A 22,330-nucleotide genomic window follows, 5' to 3' on the forward strand; every position below is an offset into this window, starting at 1 on the left:
CATGGAAAATAAACAAGGCCAAAAAGCAGGTTTTCCGCTTAGTCATGTATTTGGGCTTATCCTTTCACTAGCCTTAACATTCGCAGCGCTTGGTTTAGTAGTGCTAGCTGATCTATCAAGAAGCATTACGATGACTCTTATCATGATCCTAGCGTTATTACAAGCAGCAATGCAGCTAGTAATGTTCATGCACATGACTGAAAGTGAAAATGGTAAAGTACAGGTTGCAAATATTCTTTACAGTTTCTTTATTGCACTTTGTATCGTTGTTGGTACACTGTGGATTCTTGCAGCTCACTTTAACCATTAAAAATAAAACCACTTACTTCGGTAAGTGGTTTATTTTTTTTCATTCAGTTTATATTTCAACGTTTGATATTCTCCCGTGGGAACTTTTTTTACTACTTTTCCTTTATCATCTCTATAAACATTTACTTGTTCGTACACTTCAATTCGGTATCCGCCTCTTTTTTCTGTTTTAACATGAACTTCTTTGACCGACATGTTTAATTGTTCCGCCTCGTCTTCATCTGCAGAGGTTTCAACAGCTCCTCCATCAAGTGAAAGGTGAGATAGACTGTTAAACGACTGCTGGGAATTGTTATCAACATAGCTTGTCACGACTAAAATGCCGGCAAAAAACAATACTAGAAAAAGCGTCCGGACTTTCATCTTCATCTTAAAACACCCCCGTAAACTGACAAATCAGCACGACTGCACCTAATATCCAAACGTAAATTGCAAACGTTTTTAATGAATGATGCTTTAAATAATTGATCATCCATTTTACCGCTACATAACCAAATAAAGCAGATGAAAAGGTGGCAACGAATAAAAAGAAAACGGAAAGCTGCTCGACTTCACCTGTGACTACATCTTTTAACTGAAGTAACACCGCTCCGCAAATGGCGGGAGTCGACAATAAAAATGAAAAGTAAGCGGCTGTTTCACGGTCTAATTTTCGCATTAACGCAGCTACCATGGTTAAACCAGATCGAGATACAGCAGGGAATATCGCAGCTGCTTGAAACGAGCCGATAAAAAAGGCATCTCCGTATGAAATATGATCCATTTTTTTATAGCCATTTTTTACGGAATCACCAAACCATAACAGCAGTCCTGTCGCAAGAAATTCCCAGCCGATCGTTAAGCCAGATTTAGAAATACTGTCAAAATAGTCTTTGAACAAAAGACCAATCGCAACTGCAGGGATCGTTCCCATCACTAAAAGCCCTGTAAGCTTGCTAAAGGGATGACGAATAATATGCCATAGCTCACCCTTATAAAAGACAAATACAGCAAGCAGAGTGCCCATATGCAGCATCGTATCTAGATACAATCCTGCATCGTCTAAGCCAAATAAGTGGCGCCCTAAATACAAATGCCCCGTGCTGCTTATCGGTAAAAACTCTGTAAGCCCTTGAATGATTCCCAAAATAAATGCTTCAAACCACGACATCTTATCACCTCATACAGCGTGTCCTTATTAGTAGTGTATAGAGGAAGTTCTGAGAACATGACAAAAACATGGAAGTGTAGGCATTCATTTAGTGAAATAAATACATAAAAATAGGTCATAGTATAAGAAGAGACGACCATTCTTATCTCCATCTCATCCACAATGAATGGAAAGAGGTGCTAAAAATGATACGAAAATGGGTGGCTGTATGCGTCGTATTCGCTGCTTTTATTTTTCCGCAGGCAGTAAATGCTGAACAGCCAAAAGTAGAGATATTTCAAATTGAAACGGGCAGAGTCGTTCGTTCAACGCTCAAACCTCCAAATGTTCAAAAAGAAGCTGAAAAAAGTATTGCGTCCATTACTGGTTTATATAAAAAGGCAAGTCCGCTTCCTAAAAAAGGCTATCTTGTTAAAGTACCTCTTGATCCAGCCGTAAAAATTGAAAATAGTGCGGTCAACACGCTGGCAAGTGAAGTTATTTTTGTTCTTGAGCCGAACCAAAAGCCAATCATGATGGTATTTGACAATGAAAATAGAACCTATTTTTTTGAATTCACTCATGATTTAACTCTTCTCAGAAAAGCATTACAGCTATAAGTCATCGAAATGATGGCTTTTTTTTACATAGACAGTTGACAGTTTATTATGATAAATGTAATATATTTAGAAAAGTCAGAAATAATAAGGGGGAGAATTATGTGATAGCTCTACGACCGTTCTCCAAAAAAGACTTTAAACAGCTAATGGATTGGATTCCCTCCGAGTCATTTATGGTGCAATGGAGCGGCTCTAGCTTTTCTTTTCCGCTTACTCCTAGACAGTTAAAACACTACATTCGATATGCAAATGAAGATGGTGCTTCTACCTATGCTTTTTCCGTCATAGATGAAAATGAACAGCTTATTGGGCATATTTCTCTTGCTCATATTGATTATTATCATAAAACAGGAAGAATTGGCCGAGTGCTGCTTGGTGAAGAGTATAGAGGAAAAGGGCTTTGCTCGCACATGTTTGAAAAAGTGTTAGCTTTCGGTTTTGAAGAACTGGGTCTTCACCGAATTTCGCTCGGCGTCTTTGATTTTAACGAGCGGGCGATTCAGTCCTATGAACGAATTGGCTTTACACGCGAAGGCCTTCTTCGAGATGTCCGGCTTGTAGATGGACAGTACTGGAGCTTAATTGAAATGAGTATGTTAGAAAGTGAATGGGCACAGCGTGATGTGCATCAAAAATCAAGCTAAAATCTACTAGTGAAAAGCCAGCTTCTCAACAAGCAGGCTTTTTTGACGTGTGCTTAAATTTCTCTAAAAAGGTATAAATTTTCATTCATTAAGGCATATAGAGAGTAAGTGACGTGTAAAGGAGACCGTATGAATGAAAAAATACAAAATAGGGATCTTAGCGGCATGTATTTTACTTTTAGGAACCGCTGGATTTGGAATTGCCTATCAACAGGAAACATCTGCTAAAGAGCAGCCTCACTCGTTTAATGTACTGGTTATGGGCGTAGATGAAAGGCCAGGAGATACAGGCCGCTCAGATGTATTAATGGTGGTCAACTTAGATACGAGCCACAATAAAGCAAAAGTTATGCCGATCCCTAGAGATACGCGCGTGCACATTGATGGAAAAGGGCCGGATGAGAAAATTAATCATGCTTATCGATACGGAGGCATTCCTTTAACCGTGCGCACGGTTGAGAACTTCTTAGATATCGATGTCGATTATTATGTGAAAGTAAATATGGAAGGCTTTAAAGATGTAGTAGATGAACTTGGCGGAGTATACGTTAAGAACCCGTTTCCTTTTGTGTTTGATTCATTTATCTTTCCTGAAGGAGAAAATGCGTTGAACGGCGAAAAAGCTCTTGCCTATGTGCGGATGAGACACGAAGATCCAAAAGGAGATTTAGGTAGAAATAATCGCCAGCGCCAAGTAGTGGAAGCTCTATTAGATAAAGGAATGAACATGTCAACGGTTAAAAACATTCCAAGTCTCCTCACGCTTGTAAAGAAGCATATTCGAACGAATATTGATGTCAGCGATGCATTTACGATGTATAACGTTATTAAGAAGGGCCGGCCTGATTTCGAAACGGTAACCGTAAAAGGAGAAGGACAAATGGTAGATGGTACATGGTATTATGTTGTCAAACCATCTGAAAAAAAACAGCTGAGCGCTATGTTTCAACAAACCCATTAATAAGAAAGAGGACTGAAGAAATTCAGCCCTCTTTTTATTCACCAATTTCTTCTTGACGCTGCAAGCAGGAAATTTGTTTTTTCTCTGGATGGACACCAAATGTATAGCCCCACGTTTGCAATTTATCTAGAATGATTTCGTCTTTTTTAAAGCCAAAGATCATCACTACATCTTGGTTTTCATCTAAAAGCAAATACTTTTCATCTTTGCGCCACATCGTTAAGTTTGACGCATAGAAAAGATTCCAGCCGTTATTCATGCGATGACCGGTTGCTTGGTTTTTATAGTTGACAATCATATTTCTTCCTCCATTAGTGAATCTTTCTAAAAGTAAAACTTCAAAGAATATTATAAACGTTCTATTCCTAGAAATCTATTATTTATCCTGTTGAGGGGAAATCGCCGTGATATTTATAAAATACATGTGATAAAAGATTTAGTATATAGGGATATATTTGGATAAAACGAGAATTAATAAGTAATAAAACGGAGAAAAGAAGGGTCTAAAAGCGTATATAATTGAAAAAATTATAAGTTATCTAGCTTTAAAGACTTAAAAACACGCTTTTCAGACCATGGACATGCTTTTTCAAATTTCTACCTACAAGAAAGAAGGCAGAGGTGCGAAATGTGTAGGTGAATCTAAATGAGTTTACGGTAAACATGAGGCCCCAAAACGTGGTACACGCTAGAAAAGGGGGGAATTCAACGATGTCAAAAAAAGCGCTATGGATTAAAAATGCTTCGCAAGTTGTAACGGCCAAAGAAAATAAAGGTCCTTTAGCTGGAAGAGAAATGAGAAACTTAACGGTGATTGAAAATGGCTCAGTCTGGATAGAAGGAGATCAAATTGTGACCGTAGGTACAACAAAAGAGCTAGAACAAAAATATGAAAGGGAAAGAAATGACGCAACGATTCTTGATGCTTCTCATAAAATTGTGACTCCGGGTCTGATTGATCCCCATACACACGCTGTGTACGCTGGCTCGCGTGAAGAAGAATTTTATAGGCGGTTTGAAAGGCCAACTTCTTACTTGGATTTATTAGAAGAAGGTGGAGGTATTCACTCCACTGTCGTTCAAACACAGGAAGAGTATGCGTACCGGATTTATCAGCAGAGCTATGAGCGTCTTACGTCTTTTCTAGCTCACGGAGTCACAACTATAGAAGTGAAAAGCGGGTATGGCTTAGAACTAGAAACAGAACTAAAGCAGCTGCAAATCGCTAAAATGCTGAACGATACGCACGCAGTTGATGTAGTAAGTACCTTTTTAGGCGCACACGTCGTACCTCTTATATATAAAAAAGATACGCAGAAATACGTCAGTTTACTTATTCACGAAATGATTCCTCAAATTTCTTCTTATAAGCTTGCAGCATTTAATGATGCTGTATGTCTTCCAAATGCTTTTTCATTCAAACAATGTCAAGAAATACTAGAAGCCGGGAAAAGCCATGGCATGCTTCCTAAAATACATGCCGACCCCTTTGAATACTGCCGAGGAGCGGAGCTCGCAGCAGAGGTAGGAGCGATATCAGCAGATTATCTTTTGTATGCTTCTGATGAAGGATTAAAGAAACTGGCTGAAAAGCGGATCGTAGCGACACTTTTACCGGGGAATTCCTTATTTGTTGGAATGAAATGGCCAGATGCTAGAAAAATGATCGATTTAGGAGTGCCGGTTACTCTTTCTACAGACTGCAATCCTGGTTCATCTCCAACGACTTCACAGCAATTTGTGATGAACCTGGCATGTATGAATATGAACATGAGTCCTGAAGAAGTGCTTGTAGCCACAACTATTAACGCAGCTCATGCTATTAATCAAGGAGATAAGATTGGGAGTATTGAAGCCGGAAAACAGGCTGACTTAGCGATTTTTAATGTCCCTAGTTATCGAACCCTTCAATATCAGTATGGCTTAAATCATATTGACTGCGTAGTGAAAAAAGGAGAAGTAGTTGTAGAAAACGGAAAAGTTTTGTAAAACAAGTTTATAGAAAAAGAGAAAAGGGTAAAGAAATAGAGAATTCGTCACACATGCAAAGGCAGGGAATTTAGATATGATTACAAAACAAAATGTTATTCCATTACTAAAAGAAGCTTGCCCATCTTTTGAGCCAAGCGAAGAAGTGGACCTCAACGATAAAGACGAGCTGCAGCATGAATTAAGCCGTGTTGCGGGTCATTTAATCTCTCTTGAATATAACGGCCAGCTCCAGCGTGAACCGGACGTATTTGAAGCGATTGAACAGCTGTATATAGAAGGTGAAGCTGATGTGAAAGAAGCTGTTACAACGGGACTCTTTCAAGCAATGCATGAAATGATTATAGATCAGCAAATTAGCCCAGAAGAAATTGGAATGCTATTAAAACCTCACTCACTGAAGTGGTGGAAAACGATTGACCATTTTAGCGAAAACAGTGGTGGACAGTAAGGAAAAAGAACGTCATGGAAACATGATGTCCATGACGTTCTTTTCTTTTACTGTTCTTTTTTCAGCTGTCTCTCTAAAATAAAAGGACCAAATGGAATAACCGACATAAGAAATGCAAATAAAGAGCGGCCGATTGACCATTTATGCGCGAATTTTACATGAACTACTGCAAGAGCGTACAGCACAAAAAGTGCACCGTGTGCTGCGCCTACAACTGATACAGCTTCTGGTATGCCTGCTGCATATTTTAGCGGCATAGCAATGCCAAGCAGCAGTAAAAATGAAATTCCTTCTAAAATTCCTACTAAACGCAGGCGACCGATTGGTGATGTAAGAACCATGTTTTCTCCTCCCGTAACGACGGAATAAATTTCTGTATCAATGACAAAAATGTACCATAGCGAGCTCTTCATATACAAGCATCATTTGTATCTGTCACAAAAAAGTCGAAAACGCTTTAATTTGCTCTATAGAAGTGTTTTGTTTAAAAAACTGACATACTCTTGTGATGCAAGGGATAAAAGAGCACACTACGTGTTGACAAGTTATTTTAATTATTTTATATGTATAGTATCGAAAACGTATGAGAGGATTTTTTACCATGACAAACCGAAAACAGCAGAGAGAGAAAATTTTAGATGCTGCTTTTGAAGTGTTCGGATCCAAAGGCTACTATGAAGCAAAAATGATTGATATTGCTAAACTAGCGGGTGTATCTAAAGGAACGCTTTACTTGTACTTTTCGTCTAAAGAGTCGCTTTATATCGCTGTGAACAATCGTTCGTTTGATGAGTTTTTGTATCATGCAAAGCGAAGAACGGATGAATGCCAAACTTTTCATGAAAAGCTGTATTCAATTGCGAAGCATCATCTGCTCTTTTTTTACGAAACTAAAAAATATCCCGACTCTTTTTGGCAAGCCCCTCACCAAATGCCAGAAATGATGGGGCGTCTTCATCAATTTTTTGAGGATTATCACGGGCTTGTTGCTAAATTGATTGAAGAGCAGAAAATAAAAAATGCTTTTTTACACTCAAAAGCGTTTTGCAGCATGTTAAATGGGTATAGGATGGATATCGTTTCCGATGATGATATAACAGAAGAAGATATCATGAACTATGCGGAGTTCATTGTGAACTTATACATTGAAGGCTGCTACTTTGAGACCTAAAAATGACTCGTCGGTACTGGTTGATAATGGAGGGATATGATGAATACCAGCAGCACAGTAATTAATTTTTCATATTTTCAAGAACAAACCGTTACCAAGGTTAACACAGACAATACCCTGCCGTTTTCTCTTGGATTTAGTAAAGGTGGACTTGTGGCAGAATGTCCATGGAGACTAAAAAACAAACGCAGCATCTTGCTTGGTCAAGCGGACTGGAAATCGCTACATTCTGCCGAGCAGCGTCAGCAAGTCGAAGCACTGCTGCTTGGCCAGCACATTATCTCTATACAGTGGTATGAAGATATCGGTATACTTCGAATTACATTTTCTAATGGGTATGCGCTAGATATGTTTCACGACAGCTCTTTTTTCGAAGGTTGGGATTTATATGGTCAAGACGGCTTTTCCTTTATCTCGCTGCCAGGGGGAGCATGCGACCATCAAATTTCAGTTTTTATAGAGAGTTCATCAGCACATGAAAGGAGGTGAGTTTTTTCGCGAAAAACTGACCCGCGGGTACTCTAAAATTGTTAAAAAAATAAAACGGGTCTGCAGCTATTAAAGGATGAAGGCTTCTCAAATAACTTAGTTACGTAACGGAGGAAAAAGATGAATTTTTTGACGAGATTTAGTTTGAAAAATGCAGTAGCTGTGTTTATCGTTTCATTTTTACTTATTTTAGCGGGGCTATATTCATTTTCAAAACTAAAAATTGATTTACTGCCGAATATCGAATTTCCGCAGCTGTCCATTGAAGCAACGTATCCCGGGGCTTCTCCTGATGACGTAAATGAAAGCGTCACGTCGAAAATCGAAGACCAAGTGAAAGGAATTGAAGGCGTTAAAAGCGTACAAAGCGTATCGTACGAAAACGTCGGTATTATTAATTTAGAATTCCCGTTTAATACGGATTTAGATAAAGTTGAACAGCAAATTAACTCGTCGATAAAAGAATTAGATTTACCAGAGTCATCAAATGTAGACGTAAACCGTTTTTCATTTGGTTCATTCCCGATCTTCAACATTTCACTGTTTGCGAAAGATGATGCAAATCTTGAAAAAGTATTAAATGATGAAGTAATTCCTGAATTGAATAAAATTCAAGGTATTAACTCCGTCTCAGTTGGCGGCGTGAAAGAGGACCTTTTACAAATTACGGTCGATAAAGAAAAAGCAGCTCAAGCTGGCTTAACGCTTGATGAGATGAAAGAACAAATTAATCAAAAAGCTGTTTCATTCCCAGCAGGAACATTAAACGGAAAAGAGCTTCAAATTCCAGTGCGAGTAGAAGAAAAAGTTGCGACGATCGATGCATTAAAGAAAATCCAGCTGAAATCTACGATGAATCCTGAAGCAAAGCCTGTGAAGCTTGGCGATATTGCCAAAGTCGAAGCCGTAACAGACCAAGGCGAATATACACGCTATGACGGCAAAGATGCACTGTCGATGGCCATCACAAAAAAACAAGATGCTAATACGGTTGAAGTGGCGAGCGAAACGATGAAAATTTTGAAAAAATATGACGATCAGTTAGACTACGCAATCGGCTTTGACTCAGCTGACGGCATTGAAAAGTCTGTTGAAACATTAGTACGCGAAGGATTGCTCGGAGCATTATTTGCGTCACTTGCCGTGCTGATTTTCTTGCGTAACTTCCGCGCTACGATCATTGCGATTATATCGATTCCATTATCGCTGTTAGTATCAGCTATTTTCTTAAACCAGCTTGATATTTCACTTAACATTATGACACTAGGCGGAATGGCTGTAGCCGTTGGGCGCGTAGTGGATGACAGTATTGTTGTGATTGAAAATATTTTTAGACGCGTTCGCCGTTCAGAAGAAGGCATGAGCAACGAGCTTGTCGAATCGTCCACAAAAGAGATTTTAAAAGCTATCACCTCGTCTACGATTACAACGGTTGTCGTATTCTTGCCAATCGGTTTTGTAGGAGGAATTACAGGAGAGTTCTTCTTGCCGTTTGCCTTAACAGTTGTTTTTTCACTGTTAGCTTCTCTTCTTGTAGCGATTACAATCGTGCCGATTTTAGCAAAGTTTGCATTTAAAAAAGTACCGCCTGAAGAAAAAGAAGGAAAGCTGCAGCGCGGATATGCAAAAGCGATTGCATGGTCGCTTAATCATAAAATCAAAATTTTAATTTTATCCTTTATTTTACTGTTTGGCTCATTTGCGCTTGTTCCTTCACTTGGCTTTACGTTTATTCCAAATGAAGAACAAAAAATGCTTCAGGCCAACGTTCAATTACCGGCATCTACATCACTTGAAAAAACAAACGATGTATCTTTAAAAATTGAAAAGATGTTTGCGGATCAAAATGAAATTTCAGATGTGACTACGGAAGTTGGATCACGCGACTTTTCAACAGGTGTAAAACGCTCGAACCAAGTTGGCTATTTCTTGAACGTAAAAGAAGGCGTGAACGTTGATACGTTTATTGATAAAGTTCAAAAGAAAATGGAAAGCATCACGAAAGAAGAATCACCGAAAGCAACAGTTAATGTACAAGAAGCATCAACAGGAGGGCCTCCTACAAATAATAACGTAACCGTTGATTTATATTCTTCTAATTTAGATGACTTGCAAAAGGCAGCTAAGCAAGTGGAAAACCACTTAAACAAAGACAAACGTCTTAAATATGTAACAAATAACTTCTCAGATAAGCAAAAGCAGCTTGTAGTAGAAGTAGATCCTGATAAAGCCGCAGAGTACGGAGTATCTGGATTTCAGCTGCTTGGTACAATCTCCGACCAAACCAAACCGGTATCCGTCGGAGACTTAAAATTAGATAATACAAAACGAGCGGTTCAGCTTTCGTACGATAAAGACCTTAGTTCAGTAAAAGAAATTAAAGATCTTCAAGTATTTACAGAACGAGGACCTGTGTTAGTAAAAGATATTGCTGACGTTCGTACAATTGATACGTTCACTTCTATTCAAAAGCTTGACAGCAGAGTATTTGCGCGAGTAGAAGCAGACATTAAAGGCGATGATGTTCAAGCTGTGACCAAAGATGTTGTAGATGAAGTGAAAAAGTTAGACTTGCCAAAAGATGTGAGCTTGGACGGTGGAGGCGGAAGCGATGAGACAGTGGAAGTCTTCCAATCTCTAGGTCTAGCTATTTTAACAGCAATCGGTCTTGTGTATTTAACGATGCTCGTTACGTTTGGAAAAGCGCGTATTCCATTTATCATTTTATCGTCACTCATTTTTGTGCCAATCGGTTCGTTAGTTGGTCTAGTCCTTGCAAAAGAACCGCTGTCTGTCAGCGTAATGATTGGGTTCTTAATGCTGATTGGAATTGTTACAACAAACGCGATTGTGCTTGTAGATCGAATTACCCAAAATCGTGAACAAAAAGGCATGACGATCCGCGAATCCCTTATTGAAGCTGGGAAAACGCGCTTGCGTCCAATTTTAATGACGGCATTTGCTACCATTGCTGCATTAATTCCGCTGGCGCTTACTACATCAAGCGGAACGCTGATTTCAAAAGGCTTAGCTATCACGGTAATCGGAGGGCTTGCGTCATCTACCCTTCTTACCTTAATTATTATTCCAGTGGTATACGAACTCTTCTTCGCAAAGCAAGTGAAAAGAGAAAAGCAGCTGGAAAAAGAAACGACATAAGAACTATTTTCTAATAGAGGAAAATATGACCATAGACTATATGTTATAATAAAAGTACGTTTTAACCCCTTATATTATAGAAAAAGAAGCGGCGCTTTCGAGCGCCGCTTCTTTTTTATATAAAATCATTATTTACAAAAAATGATTAAATGTCTTGTATGGAGGGAAAGAGTGTTAACAGGAAGCTTTACTATATCACCGTAGAGTTATCTAAAAAACATACAAAGTACAGGAGTGTCGTTTTCGTGAGTTCAACAAAGAAAGTTGTATTTATCAGTTCCATTATTTTAAATGTCCTTTTCCTAGGTGTTTTTGCTTTTTATGCCACAAGCAGCAGCGCAATGAAAAATCCGCTGTCATCTAAGGATTCGTCTAAGCAAAGCTATAGGGATAATCCTTATTACATTGAGCGGACCACTTTGTTTAAGCAATTAAGTATTCCTAAAGAGTCAATCGTATTTCTGGGTGATAGCATTACCCAGCGCTCTGAATGGAGCGAACTTTTTCATAATAAGCAGATTGTCAATCGAGGCGTAGCTGATGATACAACAGAAGGGGTATTGCATCGTCTAAAAAGTATTACAGATGCTAAGCCAAAAAAGATTTTCTTAATGATTGGCATTAACGATTTAAACGAGCAAAAATCTGTAAAAAAAACCAAAGCCAATTATACTGAAATTCTTGAACGTATTCATAAAGAATCACCGAATACAAAAGTCTACGTTCAAAGTGTACTGCCCGTGAACAATAAAAAATGCGGCGACGCAGTGGACAATAAAGATGTTATCGCATTAAATAACTATTTAGAGCGTCTGGCTAAGAAACACAACGATTCTTACATCGATCTGTATTCAAAAGTATCTACACATAATCAGTTAAAAAGTAATTTCACGGTTGATGGTCTTCATTTAAAAGGCCAAGGCTATGCTATTTGGAAACAAGAGGTTCAGGCATACGTAAACCAGTAAAAAAAGCGCTCCGGAAGGAGCGCTTTTTTTAGATAAGCTCTGGTAAATGTTTTTTAGCATCGTATTCGACAAGAGACTCACCGTTTTTAATGCGCTGTAAATAATCAGGATTTGAAATCAGCGGGCGGCCAATAGCAGCTACGTCGATCCAGCCGGCTTGAAGCGCTTTTTCAGCTGATTCAGGCGTTAAGTCACCTACACCGATAATCGGTCCATCCCAGTACTTACGCGTAATTTCATAAAGATTTTGACCGTTTTGAACATCTTCATAAAAATCCAGCATAGACGGATGGATGATCTCAATTCCTGTTTCTTTAAATGCTTCTGTATACGTTTGAATAGCTTTTTCAGTATCATCCCAGCGGTAGTCTGGTTTATCAAGCTTATGAGGAGAGAAGCGAATCACAATGCGCTCTTTTCCAATGGCGTCGATAACAGCGGAAATCACTTCTTTCATAAACGTTAATCGCTGTGCAAGGCCGCCTCCGTATTCATCAGTGCGTTTATTAGACCAGTCTGAATTAAACTGATCGATCAAATAGCCGTGAGCACCGTGAATTTCAACGCCGTCAAATCCTGCTTCAATGGCATTTTTAGCGGCTTGGGCATACTGTCCTACAACTTCTTTAATATCTTCTTTCGACATTTCTTCAGGCTCTTCATAGGGCTTGCGGAAACGAGGCACTTGGCCTTGTGCTGCAATAGCGGAAGGGGCCTGAGGCTTATGCCCATTGATTAACCCGGAATGACTCAAGCGGCCAACGTGCCAAATTTGAGCGATAATCGTGCCGCCTTCTTCATGAACAGCTTCTGTTACAGGCTTCCATGAATCAATTTGTTCTTGGGTATAGATACCCGGAACGCCAGGATTTCCTTTTGCGCGTTCGCTGATAACAATTCCTTCACTAATAATTAAGCCAATACCATCCTTTGCGCGGCGGCGGTAATAGTCTACAACGTCTTGACCGACTACGCCTGTCTCTGGATCAGCAAAGCATCTTGTCATCGGTGCCATTGCTGTACGAGTGTGTAAATCAAATGCTTCAATGTTTGTTGGTTGGAATAGTTTTTCAAATTTACTCATTTTATATTCAGCTCCTTAAGAGGAAAGTATAGCTGCGAACGTTTTGCAGCGGGTTCAGTTTATTGTAACAGGGGGTTTGTTTTATCTCCAAACATTTCGACTTCCGAAGAAAGTTCAAAAAAAAAGCCGGCTGTCTTTACAGCCAACTTTTACAACATTAATGCTGTTTGTTAGGAAGTTTTTTCTCAGGATGCCCAGTAGCTTGCCCCTGCTTATTTTTACGCTGCTTTTCTTGATTATCGTTCAGCTTTTGAACAAATTCATTTGTGTTTTCCATATTATCTAAACCTCCTTTATGAGCTTTCCCTGTTACTATAACCCATTGCACTCAAAAACATGACGCCAATCCGCTAAAAGCCGCTCCATATATACACCGGTATATAGAAATTAATAGGAAAATCGTGTATACTGTTGTAAAAATAATGTTAATGTTTCGTGAGTTTATAATTTCTTATTCATTCATGAACAAGAAAAGGTGTTACGCAATGAGTGATTTTTTTAGCGGGAAAGAAATGTCGTTTATTTTAATTTTGACATTCAGCGTGTACATATTTGTCTGGAATGTGCCCCTTCAGGCGACAAATGCCATGATGATTTACTTTATCCTGCTGTTTTTGTATACAGTCAGTAAGCTGCTTTTTTCTCCTCAGTTCCGACAATTTCCGCTTGTTAAGGTGCTATTGGCCATTTTATTCGTTCTTATGCTGGCTGAAATAATCGTTGCTTACAGCACTCATAGCATAAAGATTACAGATTTAAATCATATTTTCGATTATTTCAGTCATATGGATTTGTATTCATAAGTTTTTTAGCCGTCATTTTGCTAATCATTGGCGTATATACAGTTTGTACATAGCTGGTTTAATGAAAAAAGGTGCACAAATGTGCACCTTTTCTTTATGAATATTGCTTCACTACGTGATTTACTATTTTTTCGGCTGCAGCGGCGGGGCCAGCTGCCTGTTCGAAACTTACGTTGATTTCTTTTATCCCTTTCTTGTAGCGGTCGTCATGTATGACTTCGTCAACTGCATTCCTTAAAAGAGAAGCATTTACCGTTTCTTTTGCTAAGCGATACCCGGCGTTTAGTTCCACGAGCCTTTGAGCGACGAGAGGCTGATCTTTCCCATGAGGTAAAACGACTAACGGTACGTTAAAATGAATACTTTCATTTACGCTGTTCATACCTCCGTGCGTGATAAAAACATCAGCTTCTTTTAACACGTCAAGCTGGGGAACATAGGGCGAAATAAGAAAATGCTCTGGTGCTTTTTTTATCTTTTTAAAATCAGCTCGGTCTCCTGCTGCAATCACAACTTTGCCTTCAAAGTCGCTAAATGCGTCGATGCAAAGGTTGAAAAAGCCTTCTACATCATGAAGCACCGTTCCCATTGAAATATAAAGAACTTTTTCGTCTTTTAGCTTTTCTAGCGGAAAATCATGAGAGCCGTGACGCTTTGGAAAGCTTGGCCCAATAAATAAACACGAGTCATCAAAATGTTCATGAAGCGGCTGAAAAAAGCGGCTTGTATATACGACCGTTAATTCGCCTTCATTGTTCATAAATTGAAGCAGATTTTTAGGTTCTACCCCAAACTGATTTTTTAGCAAACTGAGCCCGTACTGAGCTTTTTCGTCAGGTTTAAATGGAATGCCTGAATCCGGATGCAGAGGCATCATTGCTAAGCGTTCTTTTGGCATTAAAAAAGAAGCGGATGATACAATCCCGGGAATCCGCAAATAATCACGCACTAATTCGCCTGCTCCAAACTTGTCGTAAAACACAAAGTCAAAGTCAATTTTTTTTGATAACGTATGAACAAGCTTTAGCGTATCTAAAGACGTTTGGATGTGGATATTTAAAAAAGCGTTGATTCCTTGAGGAGTTTCAGGCTTGATGGATACACCGCTTAATAAGTCCCGGTGAGTGTGTACGATAGCCCCGGCGTTTTCAAGACGCTCTTTAAAACGCTCGGCCGTAATGTAATGAACGGTATCACCTCGGTCTGAAAAAGCTTTTACCATTCCAAGCGTTGGGTTTACGTGACCTTCAGCGGGAAAATTGATCATTAAAATGTTTGCCATTTTTTCACTTCACTTTCGGTAAGATTTCTTCAAGCGTAATCAAATATAAGGAAGTTGACAACTAATTTGGCTAGCTCATTTATCTTTTCAAACCTTATCTTTGGGTGTGAAATGTGAAAAAATATAACTTTTTTCCTAAAAAATAACATCATTAAGCGGAAGTTATGGTAGAATTTTGAGAGCACTAGAGAGAAAGAATCATTTTTGGAGGTTACTATTTTGAGTACGTTATCAACAAATTTAGAACCGGTTTTAAAGCCTAAAAAGAAAAAAGAGTTTACTTACTTCACGCTGCTTCTATTTATAGTGTTGGGCTTTGGTCTGCAGATTATAGCTGGAATTGGAGTAGCTATTTACGATGAAGTTACGGGTTCAAATATGACGGGAATTTTATTAGAAGGACCATATGCTCTGCTGGTAGACGCGGCGTTTTTTCTAGGCGTTTCCGTGCTGTACAGGCCTGTGCGCAGATTTTTAAAGCCTATGTGGAACTTCTCAGTATTAAAAGAAAGAAAAACGTATGTATATATTGTAGTAGGCTTTTTAATTGTAGCCGCGGTGCAGTACCTGATGCTTTCATTTTTAAACGTAGAAAGCGCAGATCAGCAGCAAAAGGATTTAAATCAAGGCAGTTTTAATCAAACGCTGCTTTCGAGCTGGATATTTTTTATAAGTGTAGCAGTCATTACGCCTATTAAAGAAGAGCTGCTTTACCGGGGTGTTTTATGTGGCTTTTTAACTAAACGTCATCACGTGCTTGTAGGCATTTTCATTTCCGCTCTTGTATTCGGTCTTTTACATATTGGTTTCCCAATTACGGCTACTGTAATGGGACTTGTTTTTGCCATTATTTATTATCGAACAAAATCTATTTTCCCATCTATGATTTTACATATGCTGTGGAATGGATTAGTGAGTATAACTGTATTCTTTTAAAAGCCGCTTAAGCGGCTTTTTTATTTGGATAAAGACGCGGAATGCTTTACGCGAATTTTCCCAACAATTAATAATCCAAGAGGGTAAAATAGTCCAAATAACAGACTGTACGGAATCCACGTATCTCTGTCCCACGTTTGTTCATATGGAATGCTTGGATACACGATAAGTGAAAATGTAACGGCAATCACGCCCAGCGGAAGAGTTAAAATTCGGTAGTTTTTTAATTCAAGAATTTGAGCGAGTCCGGAAACGGTCGCATAATAGTAGAGAGACGTTTTGAAATAAAGAGATAAAAACCACATAATGGCCATGATTACTTCAATGTTTTTCAGAAAATCGGCCACTTCGATACGCCTTGCAAGTTCATAGCTTGGATATAAAGCGATACGTGTATACGTATTTCCAAGTACAAGAATGCCAAGCAATAAAATAATAATCATAATGCCTCCACCGATTAAGCTTCCTGTAAAAAAAGCCCGATTTCGCTGATCAGGTTCCGCTACGTGAGCAGGGAAAACGGTCAGCAATACAATAAAAGTGAGAGAAGTAATACTTGTAAAGGCCAGAATAGATCTGATAATAGGTTTAACGCCTACCTCTAACAACGGCTGTAAATTCTCATAATGAATTTGAGGAAAGATCGAAAAAACTAAGATTAAAAACGGAATAACAAACCAAGGGAAGAGAATTTCAGCACAGCGGGCAATCGTTTCAATGCCAAGCCGAACGCCGACAGTCACAATTCCCATAAACAAAATATGAACAGCAAGCATAGGCGTTTGAATAATAATGCGAGTTGTTAGAAACGAGCCCACGTAAAATAAAACTTGACTGCAAAAAAGAAGAGTAGAAGCGACAAATAAAAGAGAGACAAACTTTCCTAGCCACTTGCCTAAAATGGCTTCGTTGAGTTCTATCAGGGTTTTATTCGGGTAAAGGCTAGAGAGTTTGATATACATCCATACAAGTAAAACGCCTACACCTACACCTAAAATAGCTGGAATCCATGCCTCTTGTTTAGAATCAGCCGTTAAGCTTCCAGGTACAACTAAAATAGTGTCGCCTAAACTATAAAAAATCACGAGTATTCGAAACTGTGCTGCGGATAATTTCATCTGACTATGCACGTTGTTCACTTCCTTTTACTTCAACAGACTGAACAAAAAATCACTAAAAGGCTTTAATAAAAAAGCAATGCCGTCCCCGGGGTTGGGGATTTCCACACCGCCGTATTTTAAACTAACAATCAACATACTTACTGTGAACAAACTCCAAAAAATTCGCTTTTCTCTTTTACTTTTCACTTTTTTTAAATAAGGTATTTCTACTAAACAAACAGCTACACAAAGTAAAAAAATCCCTAAAAATATAAGCATGTATCAACCTCAATTAGTAACCCTTCAAAAATAATAAAGGGATGTTAAAGACGCCTGTGTTTCAAAAATAGTATCGCCCAAGATGGCTTCATTTATGAAAAGTAAGACTAAAGGCAGTGCAAAACCGTGTTATAATGACCAAGTTAAGCGTTATAATAGAGAAAAAACAGCATGATTACAAACAAGTAGATACATAACAAGGTAAGGATGGGAGAGAGATAGATGGCAGACGAATTCAAAAAAATGCTAGATGACAAAGAAAAGGTACAGCTTATGATCGCAGCTGTTGTCATGCTCGGAGGCCTGGTCGTTTTGTTAAAAAGCGTTGCAACGGGTCAGGCAATGGGCCAAAGATGGCTAGAAAGTAAAGGGAATGCAGACACAGATCTGTATCTTGAAACGGTAAAAAGCTACATACACCTGTATCAAATTGTGGGTGGCGTCATGTTTGGAGGAGGCCTTCTCACGTTACTTCGTGCTAAGCTAAAGAAATAAAGCGGCAGCAAAATAAAAGATCATAGTCCAAAAGAAGTATCATATCTTTTTAATAACTTAAAAAATAGTGAAAAGGAGTTATGTATGAATAATGAAGAAAATACACCGGCATATCATCTGTTTATGATGATAGGAGCGCTTGCTATGCTGATTTTTGGTGTTGTCGGTTTCTTTATTCAGTATCCTGCTACGTTAAGTTTTGTGATGTGTATTGGCGGAAGTATTATATTTTTGCTGCATTTATTTGAATATATGAAACCTAAAAATGAACTATAGCATCTTCAAACGAGGAAATCTAGAAGAAAAGGAAGATGAGAAATGCAGAAACATCGTACGTACGAAACGCTAGTTGATCTTTATCAAAAAAGCGCAAAAATTCATTATGAAATTGATTATCGAAATAAGAAATCTGTAAAAAAAGGAAACCGAGCTGCAGAAGATATGAAAAAAATTGCGCAGCTCATCCATTTATACTATCCAGGCATGCTGTTTGAATTTTCAACACTGCTGACGAATCCTACTTATCGGATTGACCTATGGGCTGCACATCATATTTTAGAAATTATGAGCTATTCACCAATGCTTGAGGACAACGCGCTTTCCGTCATTGAACGCTACGCCGATGAAAATGATTTTACGGCTTTAGGAAATCGCATGTGGTTAGGTCAGTGGAGAGAAAAACAACGCTAAAACCCATATAGGCAAACAAGAATAACTAAAAGGAAGATAGGTATATGAGTTTACGTACATTAAAGAATGGTATAGGCATCACCATTCGAGAAGCAGAATCAAAAGATGCAGAGAAAATGATTGCTTTTTACAATCGAGTGGGAGGAGAAAGTGATTTTCTTTCATTTGGAGAAGGGGAGTTTCTTAGACCTGTTTCAGAGTATGAAGTGTTTTTAGCTTCTGTAAAACAAGAGCAAAATTCTCTTATAGTCCTGGCTGAAAAAGAGAAGAAATCATTAGTATTGCATCCATCACCTCGCCTCAAAACCCGCGTAATAAGCATGTGGGTACCCTTGGTATCGTGGTAGACAAATCTTATAGCGGGCTAGGGTTAGGAAGACAGCTAATGATTGAGCTGATTGAATGGGCACGTATGAATAAACAAACAAAAAAAATCGAACTTGTGACGCGAGAAGATAATCAAAGAGCTATTTCTTTATACAAGCAGCTAGGGTTTCAAATAGAAGGATTAAAAGAAAAAGACACCTATATAAATGGCTTGTACTATAATACAATGCTTATGGGGCTTCATTTATAAAAAGAGGCTGGAACAAAAGTAGTTTCGTTAAAGGAAGATCCGAACGATGAATCGAGATTCTTGATGGAGAATCAACGTCGTTCGGATTTTTTTATGCTTGCGCTGTAACAAGCAGTTCAGCCCATGTATCCAATCTATTTATCTTTAGATTAGAATGATTTAGTTATACTTAAATCTCTTTTGTTTATTGTTTGTTAGCATCAGCAAATGCACTCATCGCCTCGCTCATGAATTTCGCTAATCCTTTTCCGTAGCGATTGATGTTAGTTGTAAATCGCTCATCTTGCACATACATTTCTCCAAGACCTTTAAAGGCTTCTAATGAATACGTTCCAAAGTTTTTATTTAAAAATTGATACCATGTCGCAATAGCTTTTTGAGCTTCTGTAGAGGATGGTGACAGATCACGAAGCGAAGCTAAGTGAGTGTAGATACTTTCCCATTCGTTTGACATGTGCTGCTGTTCTTCTTGTGAGAAGCTTTGTACTTTTTCATTCGCTTCATCTACCCGCTGGTTTCCCCAGCGCTTCCGTGCTTCTTCTTCGTATGGGTTATGCGAAAAATCCAGTCCGTTAAACCGCTCTTTTTCGTTCATTTCAATCGCTCCTTCTTCATATTGAATCGTTTTATTAATGGTTACAATCATTTGATCGAGCCGACTGCGTTTTTCAATCAGCATGTTTTTTTGCAGTATCAACGCTTCTATGCGATTAAACGTCGGTTCTGTTATAATCTCGTGAATTTGTTTTAAAGGGAAGCCAAGTTCTTTAAAAAATAATATTTGCTGAAGCATATCGAGATTAGCCGGCGAATAAAGCCGGTAGCCGGATTCACTAACGGCATCAGGTTTTAATAGCCCGATTTCGTCATAGTGATGCAGCGTGCGGACGCTGATTCCTACTAAGTCAGCAACCTCTTTTACTTTTCTGTTCATTCTTTCATCTCCCTTCTGAAATCTACTATAAAATATAACGCAGCGTAAGGGTCAATACTAAAAAAGAAATAATTGACTTTTAGTTTATATGCATTTATATTTAATTAGCATTAACTATTTATAACATGAAATAAATAAGCAAGCCTGGAGGAATAGATGTGACAAAAAGCAATCAGTATCTTGGAGAGATTCGTTCATCGCTTCAAGTGCTATTTGAAAAAATGCAGCCCGAAATAATGGAGAGTCTAAATGAGCATGAGATGACTCCTACGCAATTATTTGTTCTTTCTTATTTAAAGAAAGTAGGGAGCAGTAAGGTTTCTCAAATTGCAGAGCTAATGGATGTCAAACCGAGCGCCGTGACTCTTTTAGTGGATCGTCTCGAACAACACAATTTTGTTGTAAGACAACATAATAAAGAGGACAGACGAGTCGTTGATATTACCTTAACGGAGTTTGGGCATCGCAAGCTTGAAGATGTGCTGAATGGTCGAAAAGCCATTATGGACCGCTACCTTTTGCATTTAACAGAAGAAGAGCTTTCTATGATGGCTTCTATTACGAAAAAACTTGCAACGTCAGCTGCTTCTTATAAAGATAAGCAGCAGTAACAAAAAAGAGGAGAGACACACGATGGAAAATCAAAAAAATTCAAAGCGCACGCTCTTATTAATTGGGTTAATTATTGCGATGTTCTTTTCTGCACTTGATGGAACCATTGTCGGAACAGCTATGCCAAGAATTGTAGGAGACCTTGGTGGATTGAGCATGATGACATGGCTGACAACAGCCTATTTATTAACGTCGACAACGGTTGTTCCGATTGCAGGGAAACTCGCTGATTTAGTAGGACGCAGAGTAATTTATGTTACAGGACTTATTATTTTTATGGTCGCTTCTGCTCTATGTGGAATGGCAAATAACATGACAGAGCTTATTTTATTCCGGGCATTACAAGGAATTGGCGGCGGCGTTATGATGCCGATGGCAATGATTGTAATCGGTGATTTATTTACAGGAAAAGCACGAGCTAAGTTTCAAGGAGTATTCGGAGGAATTTACGGTCTTGCTTCTGTCATCGGTCCACAAATTGGCGGATGGATTGTTGATTCACTGAACTGGAAATGGGTGTTTTACATCAACTTGCCGGTAGGGATACTCGCTACCGTTTTTATTGCACTGGGACTTCAAGGAAAGAAACAGACGGGACCTGTTAAATTTGATGTAGCCGGTATGTTGACAATGGTTATCGGAGTAGTGAGCTTGCTTCTTGCCCTGAGCTTTGGAGGAAAAGACTACGACTGGAACTCATGGCAAATTATTAGTCTATTTACACTTGCTGTTGTTGGGGTCATAAGCTTTATTATTGTGGAAACGAAAGCGAAAGAGCCGATTCTTCCGATGTATTTATTTAAGAACCGAACGTTTACGCTTTTAAATATCATTGGCTTTTTTATGAGCATCGGCATGTTCGGAGCCATTACGTTTGTTCCGTTCTTTATGCAAGGAATCGTTGGAGTCAGCGCCTCGGAATCCGGTACCATTATGACACCGATGATGATTTCAATGATTGTAACAAGTATTATTGGAGGGCAGCTTGTTTATAAAGTTGGAATCAAGCCTCAAATTGTTACGGGTATGCTCATTATGGCAGGAGGGTTCTTCTTGTTAACAACATTAGACCTTCATACTAGCAAACTTGTTGCCACTTCTTATATGGCCATAATCGGTTTAGGAATGGGTCTTGTAATGCCAATTTTAACACTTGCTCTTCAAGAGAGCTTTTCAAAAGAAGAGCTCGGTGTGGTTACATCATCAAGTCAATTTTTCCGTTCAATTGGAGGAACGTTCGGTATTACGATCTTAGGAGCAGTAATGAATGCAAAATCAGGTACGCTTCTTACTGACAAACTCGTTCCATATTTAAACACATTGCCTGCTCAAGCAAGTGCTTTTGCAGACGGGTTTAAAAAAGCGATTGATACGAATCCTGAAAGTGTGCTGCAGATGCTGTTTAGCCCTGAGGCGCTAAAGAGTATTCCAGCTGCGCTTTCAGACAGCATTGTGCCAATTTTGAAGACCTCGCTAATGAGCGCATTGCACAGCGTCTTTTTCATGGGCTTAGCTTTTATTATTTTAGGAGCGGTATGCACATTGTTCTTAAGGCAGATCAAGCTTTCAAATAAAAAAGCCGAAGAAAAACCAGAAGAAGGCATTGTTGAAGTAGAGCCATCACATTAAAAAAAGCGCACAAATTTGT

General features: G+C 38.7%; 28 protein-coding genes and 1 pseudogene. 19 read left to right on the forward strand and 10 right to left on the reverse strand.

From position 1 onward, the window contains the following. The first annotated feature begins 1 nt into the window (after position 1). Positions 2-310, forward strand: a complete 309-nt coding sequence (gene qoxD / locus AC0C45_RS14645) for a cytochrome aa3 quinol oxidase subunit IV (protein ID WP_013057824.1) — start codon at positions 2-4, stop codon at positions 308-310. 29 nt (positions 311-339) lie between these two features. Here the strand turns inward: qoxD and AC0C45_RS14650 are convergent, their stop codons facing one another. Continuing rightward, on the reverse strand, positions 340-678 hold the full coding sequence (locus AC0C45_RS14650; protein WP_013083895.1) for a hypothetical protein: 339 nt from the start codon (positions 676-678) through the stop codon (positions 340-342). Position 679: 1 nt separating this feature from the next. Next, positions 680-1,459: an undecaprenyl-diphosphate phosphatase gene (locus tag AC0C45_RS14655; protein ID WP_237892536.1), complete on the reverse strand. Its 780-nt coding sequence runs from the start codon at positions 1,457-1,459 to the stop codon at positions 680-682. A gap of 185 nt (positions 1,460-1,644) precedes the next feature. On the opposite strand from AC0C45_RS14655, the gene AC0C45_RS14660 reads away from it, so the two are divergent. The 3 genes from AC0C45_RS14660 to AC0C45_RS14670 all read left to right on the forward strand — a co-directional run bounded on the left by AC0C45_RS14660 (position 1,645) and on the right by AC0C45_RS14670 (position 3,663). Further along, positions 1,645-2,058, forward strand: coding sequence for a hypothetical protein (locus AC0C45_RS14660; RefSeq protein WP_047933177.1), 414 nt, complete (start codon positions 1,645-1,647; stop codon positions 2,056-2,058). 101 nt (positions 2,059-2,159) lie between these two features. Beyond that, positions 2,160-2,702: a GNAT family N-acetyltransferase gene (locus AC0C45_RS14665; protein WP_016764789.1), complete on the forward strand. Its 543-nt coding sequence runs from the start codon at positions 2,160-2,162 to the stop codon at positions 2,700-2,702. Positions 2,703-2,835: 133 nt separating this feature from the next. Beyond that, positions 2,836-3,663: an LCP family protein gene (locus tag AC0C45_RS14670; protein WP_034650667.1), complete on the forward strand. Its 828-nt coding sequence runs from the start codon at positions 2,836-2,838 to the stop codon at positions 3,661-3,663. Positions 3,664-3,697: 34 nt separating this feature from the next. Here the strand turns inward: AC0C45_RS14670 and AC0C45_RS14675 are convergent, their stop codons facing one another. Then, positions 3,698-3,961, reverse strand: a complete 264-nt coding sequence (locus tag AC0C45_RS14675) for a hypothetical protein (RefSeq protein WP_013057818.1) — start codon at positions 3,959-3,961, stop codon at positions 3,698-3,700. Between the two features lie 413 nt (positions 3,962-4,374). On the opposite strand from AC0C45_RS14675, the gene hutI reads away from it, so the two are divergent. Together hutI and AC0C45_RS14685 are read left to right on the forward strand one after the other, a co-directional pair. Further along, entirely contained in the window at positions 4,375-5,652 is a 1,278-nt protein-coding gene (hutI, locus tag AC0C45_RS14680; protein ID WP_171776983.1) for an imidazolonepropionase, read from the forward strand. 76 nt (positions 5,653-5,728) lie between these two features. After that, on the forward strand, positions 5,729-6,103 hold the full coding sequence (locus AC0C45_RS14685) for a DUF7674 family protein (RefSeq protein WP_013083889.1): 375 nt from the start codon (positions 5,729-5,731) through the stop codon (positions 6,101-6,103). A gap of 47 nt (positions 6,104-6,150) precedes the next feature. On the opposite strand, the gene AC0C45_RS14690 is transcribed toward AC0C45_RS14685, so the two are convergent. Next, the gene (locus AC0C45_RS14690) at positions 6,151-6,444 is read right to left on the reverse strand and encodes a DUF3817 domain-containing protein (RefSeq protein ID WP_013083888.1); all 294 of its coding nucleotides are present in this window, start codon (positions 6,442-6,444) and stop codon (positions 6,151-6,153) included. A 260-nt stretch (positions 6,445-6,704) separates the two neighbouring features. On the opposite strand from AC0C45_RS14690, the gene AC0C45_RS14695 reads away from it, so the two are divergent. The 4 genes from AC0C45_RS14695 to AC0C45_RS14710 all read left to right on the forward strand — a co-directional run bounded on the left by AC0C45_RS14695 (position 6,705) and on the right by AC0C45_RS14710 (position 11,890). Beyond that, on the forward strand, positions 6,705-7,274 hold the full coding sequence (locus AC0C45_RS14695; protein WP_016764786.1) for a TetR/AcrR family transcriptional regulator: 570 nt from the start codon (positions 6,705-6,707) through the stop codon (positions 7,272-7,274). Positions 7,275-7,313: 39 nt separating this feature from the next. Continuing rightward, positions 7,314-7,763 carry a DUF6188 family protein gene (locus AC0C45_RS14700; RefSeq protein WP_016764785.1) on the forward strand — a complete coding sequence of 150 codons (450 nt, stop codon included), beginning with the start codon at positions 7,314-7,316 and terminating at the stop codon, positions 7,761-7,763. A 120-nt stretch (positions 7,764-7,883) separates the two neighbouring features. Beyond that, positions 7,884-10,922 carry an efflux RND transporter permease subunit gene (locus AC0C45_RS14705; RefSeq protein ID WP_412999090.1) on the forward strand — a complete coding sequence of 1,013 codons (3,039 nt, stop codon included), beginning with the start codon at positions 7,884-7,886 and terminating at the stop codon, positions 10,920-10,922. A gap of 245 nt (positions 10,923-11,167) precedes the next feature. Next, the gene (locus tag AC0C45_RS14710) at positions 11,168-11,890 is read left to right on the forward strand and encodes a GDSL-type esterase/lipase family protein (RefSeq protein ID WP_034650680.1); all 723 of its coding nucleotides are present in this window, start codon (positions 11,168-11,170) and stop codon (positions 11,888-11,890) included. Positions 11,891-11,918: 28 nt separating this feature from the next. Here AC0C45_RS14710 and AC0C45_RS14715 read toward each other — a convergent pair. Beyond that, positions 11,919-12,959 (reverse strand): annotated as a pseudogene (locus AC0C45_RS14715) (alkene reductase); the annotation flags it as partial. A gap of 172 nt (positions 12,960-13,131) precedes the next feature. After that, the gene (locus tag AC0C45_RS14720; protein WP_013057809.1) at positions 13,132-13,251 is read right to left on the reverse strand and encodes a DUF4023 domain-containing protein; all 120 of its coding nucleotides are present in this window, start codon (positions 13,249-13,251) and stop codon (positions 13,132-13,134) included. 208 nt (positions 13,252-13,459) lie between these two features. Here AC0C45_RS14720 and AC0C45_RS14725 point away from each other — a divergent pair, with 208 nt between their 5' ends. Next, on the forward strand, positions 13,460-13,777 hold the full coding sequence (locus AC0C45_RS14725; protein WP_013057808.1) for a hypothetical protein: 318 nt from the start codon (positions 13,460-13,462) through the stop codon (positions 13,775-13,777). A 94-nt stretch (positions 13,778-13,871) separates the two neighbouring features. Here AC0C45_RS14725 and AC0C45_RS14730 read toward each other — a convergent pair whose 3' ends face one another. Next, the gene (locus tag AC0C45_RS14730) at positions 13,872-15,059 is read right to left on the reverse strand and encodes a macrolide family glycosyltransferase (protein ID WP_016764781.1); all 1,188 of its coding nucleotides are present in this window, start codon (positions 15,057-15,059) and stop codon (positions 13,872-13,874) included. A 219-nt stretch (positions 15,060-15,278) separates the two neighbouring features. On the opposite strand from AC0C45_RS14730, the gene AC0C45_RS14735 reads away from it, so the two are divergent. Further along, positions 15,279-15,995 carry a CPBP family intramembrane glutamic endopeptidase gene (locus AC0C45_RS14735; protein WP_034650690.1) on the forward strand — a complete coding sequence of 239 codons (717 nt, stop codon included), beginning with the start codon at positions 15,279-15,281 and terminating at the stop codon, positions 15,993-15,995. Between the two features lie 20 nt (positions 15,996-16,015). Here AC0C45_RS14735 and AC0C45_RS14740 read toward each other — a convergent pair whose 3' ends face one another. Beyond that, positions 16,016-17,125, reverse strand: coding sequence for a GerAB/ArcD/ProY family transporter (locus AC0C45_RS14740; RefSeq protein ID WP_472928231.1), 1,110 nt, complete (start codon positions 17,123-17,125; stop codon positions 16,016-16,018). A 15-nt stretch (positions 17,126-17,140) separates the two neighbouring features. After that, complete coding sequence (locus AC0C45_RS14745; protein WP_016764778.1) at positions 17,141-17,374, reverse strand: hypothetical protein; 234 nt, start codon at positions 17,372-17,374, stop codon at positions 17,141-17,143. 222 nt (positions 17,375-17,596) lie between these two features. Here AC0C45_RS14745 and AC0C45_RS14750 point away from each other — a divergent pair, with 222 nt between their 5' ends. The 5 genes from AC0C45_RS14750 (at position 17,597) to AC0C45_RS14770 (ending at position 19,136) form a co-directional block, all read left to right on the forward strand. Continuing rightward, the gene (locus AC0C45_RS14750; RefSeq protein WP_016764777.1) at positions 17,597-17,869 is read left to right on the forward strand and encodes a hypothetical protein; all 273 of its coding nucleotides are present in this window, start codon (positions 17,597-17,599) and stop codon (positions 17,867-17,869) included. Positions 17,870-17,953: 84 nt separating this feature from the next. Then, positions 17,954-18,145 carry a hypothetical protein gene (locus AC0C45_RS14755; RefSeq protein WP_014459359.1) on the forward strand — a complete coding sequence of 64 codons (192 nt, stop codon included), beginning with the start codon at positions 17,954-17,956 and terminating at the stop codon, positions 18,143-18,145. A gap of 42 nt (positions 18,146-18,187) precedes the next feature. Continuing rightward, entirely contained in the window at positions 18,188-18,559 is a 372-nt protein-coding gene (locus tag AC0C45_RS14760; RefSeq protein WP_034650698.1) for a hypothetical protein, read from the forward strand. A gap of 44 nt (positions 18,560-18,603) precedes the next feature. Continuing rightward, entirely contained in the window at positions 18,604-18,906 is a 303-nt protein-coding gene (locus AC0C45_RS14765) for a hypothetical protein (protein ID WP_472928232.1), read from the forward strand. Further along, entirely contained in the window at positions 18,882-19,136 is a 255-nt protein-coding gene (locus tag AC0C45_RS14770) for a GNAT family N-acetyltransferase (protein WP_472928233.1), read from the forward strand. Before AC0C45_RS14765 ends, AC0C45_RS14770 begins: the two co-directional genes overlap by 25 nt. A 184-nt stretch (positions 19,137-19,320) precedes the next feature. Here the strand turns inward: AC0C45_RS14770 and AC0C45_RS14775 are convergent, their stop codons facing one another. After that, the gene (locus AC0C45_RS14775; RefSeq protein ID WP_237892529.1) at positions 19,321-20,070 is read right to left on the reverse strand and encodes a MerR family transcriptional regulator; all 750 of its coding nucleotides are present in this window, start codon (positions 20,068-20,070) and stop codon (positions 19,321-19,323) included. 158 nt (positions 20,071-20,228) lie between these two features. On the opposite strand from AC0C45_RS14775, the gene AC0C45_RS14780 reads away from it, so the two are divergent. Next, entirely contained in the window at positions 20,229-20,681 is a 453-nt protein-coding gene (locus AC0C45_RS14780; RefSeq protein ID WP_472928234.1) for a MarR family winged helix-turn-helix transcriptional regulator, read from the forward strand. Positions 20,682-20,703: 22 nt separating this feature from the next. Then, entirely contained in the window at positions 20,704-22,311 is a 1,608-nt protein-coding gene (locus AC0C45_RS14785; RefSeq protein ID WP_095379292.1) for an MDR family MFS transporter, read from the forward strand. The last annotated feature ends 19 nt before the right edge of the window (positions 22,312-22,330 follow it).

The sequence above is a fragment of the Priestia sp. VA7 genome (genome assembly GCF_055710015.1).

Bases quoted from the DNA above. Each gene is read 5' to 3' on its own strand.
- qoxD (WP_013057824.1), top strand. From the start codon at position 2: ATGGAAAATAAACAAGGCCAAAAAGCAGGTTTTCCGCTTAGTCATGTA.
- AC0C45_RS14650 (WP_013083895.1), bottom strand. From the start codon at position 678: ATGAAGATGAAAGTCCGGACGCTTTTTCTAGTATTGTTTTTTGCCGGC.
- AC0C45_RS14655 (WP_237892536.1), bottom strand. From the start codon at position 1,459: ATGTCGTGGTTTGAAGCATTTATTTTGGGAATCATTCAAGGGCTTACA.
- AC0C45_RS14660 (WP_047933177.1), top strand. From the start codon at position 1,645: ATGATACGAAAATGGGTGGCTGTATGCGTCGTATTCGCTGCTTTTATT.
- AC0C45_RS14670 (WP_034650667.1), top strand. From the start codon at position 2,836: ATGAAAAAATACAAAATAGGGATCTTAGCGGCATGTATTTTACTTTTA.
- AC0C45_RS14675 (WP_013057818.1), bottom strand. From the start codon at position 3,961: ATGATTGTCAACTATAAAAACCAAGCAACCGGTCATCGCATGAATAAC.
- hutI (WP_171776983.1), top strand. From the start codon at position 4,375: ATGTCAAAAAAAGCGCTATGGATTAAAAATGCTTCGCAAGTTGTAACG.
- AC0C45_RS14685 (WP_013083889.1), top strand. From the start codon at position 5,729: ATGATTACAAAACAAAATGTTATTCCATTACTAAAAGAAGCTTGCCCA.
- AC0C45_RS14690 (WP_013083888.1), bottom strand. From the start codon at position 6,444: ATGGTTCTTACATCACCAATCGGTCGCCTGCGTTTAGTAGGAATTTTA.
- AC0C45_RS14695 (WP_016764786.1), top strand. From the start codon at position 6,705: ATGACAAACCGAAAACAGCAGAGAGAGAAAATTTTAGATGCTGCTTTT.
- AC0C45_RS14700 (WP_016764785.1), top strand. From the start codon at position 7,314: ATGAATACCAGCAGCACAGTAATTAATTTTTCATATTTTCAAGAACAA.
- AC0C45_RS14705 (WP_412999090.1), top strand. From the start codon at position 7,884: ATGAATTTTTTGACGAGATTTAGTTTGAAAAATGCAGTAGCTGTGTTT.
- AC0C45_RS14720 (WP_013057809.1), bottom strand. From the start codon at position 13,251: ATGGAAAACACAAATGAATTTGTTCAAAAGCTGAACGATAATCAAGAA.
- AC0C45_RS14725 (WP_013057808.1), top strand. From the start codon at position 13,460: ATGAGTGATTTTTTTAGCGGGAAAGAAATGTCGTTTATTTTAATTTTG.
- AC0C45_RS14730 (WP_016764781.1), bottom strand. From the start codon at position 15,059: ATGGCAAACATTTTAATGATCAATTTTCCCGCTGAAGGTCACGTAAAC.
- AC0C45_RS14745 (WP_016764778.1), bottom strand. From the start codon at position 17,374: ATGCTTATATTTTTAGGGATTTTTTTACTTTGTGTAGCTGTTTGTTTA.
- AC0C45_RS14750 (WP_016764777.1), top strand. From the start codon at position 17,597: ATGGCAGACGAATTCAAAAAAATGCTAGATGACAAAGAAAAGGTACAG.
- AC0C45_RS14755 (WP_014459359.1), top strand. From the start codon at position 17,954: ATGAATAATGAAGAAAATACACCGGCATATCATCTGTTTATGATGATA.
- AC0C45_RS14760 (WP_034650698.1), top strand. From the start codon at position 18,188: ATGCAGAAACATCGTACGTACGAAACGCTAGTTGATCTTTATCAAAAA.
- AC0C45_RS14765 (WP_472928232.1), top strand. From the start codon at position 18,604: ATGAGTTTACGTACATTAAAGAATGGTATAGGCATCACCATTCGAGAA.
- AC0C45_RS14775 (WP_237892529.1), bottom strand. From the start codon at position 20,070: ATGAACAGAAAAGTAAAAGAGGTTGCTGACTTAGTAGGAATCAGCGTC.
- AC0C45_RS14785 (WP_095379292.1), top strand. From the start codon at position 20,704: ATGGAAAATCAAAAAAATTCAAAGCGCACGCTCTTATTAATTGGGTTA.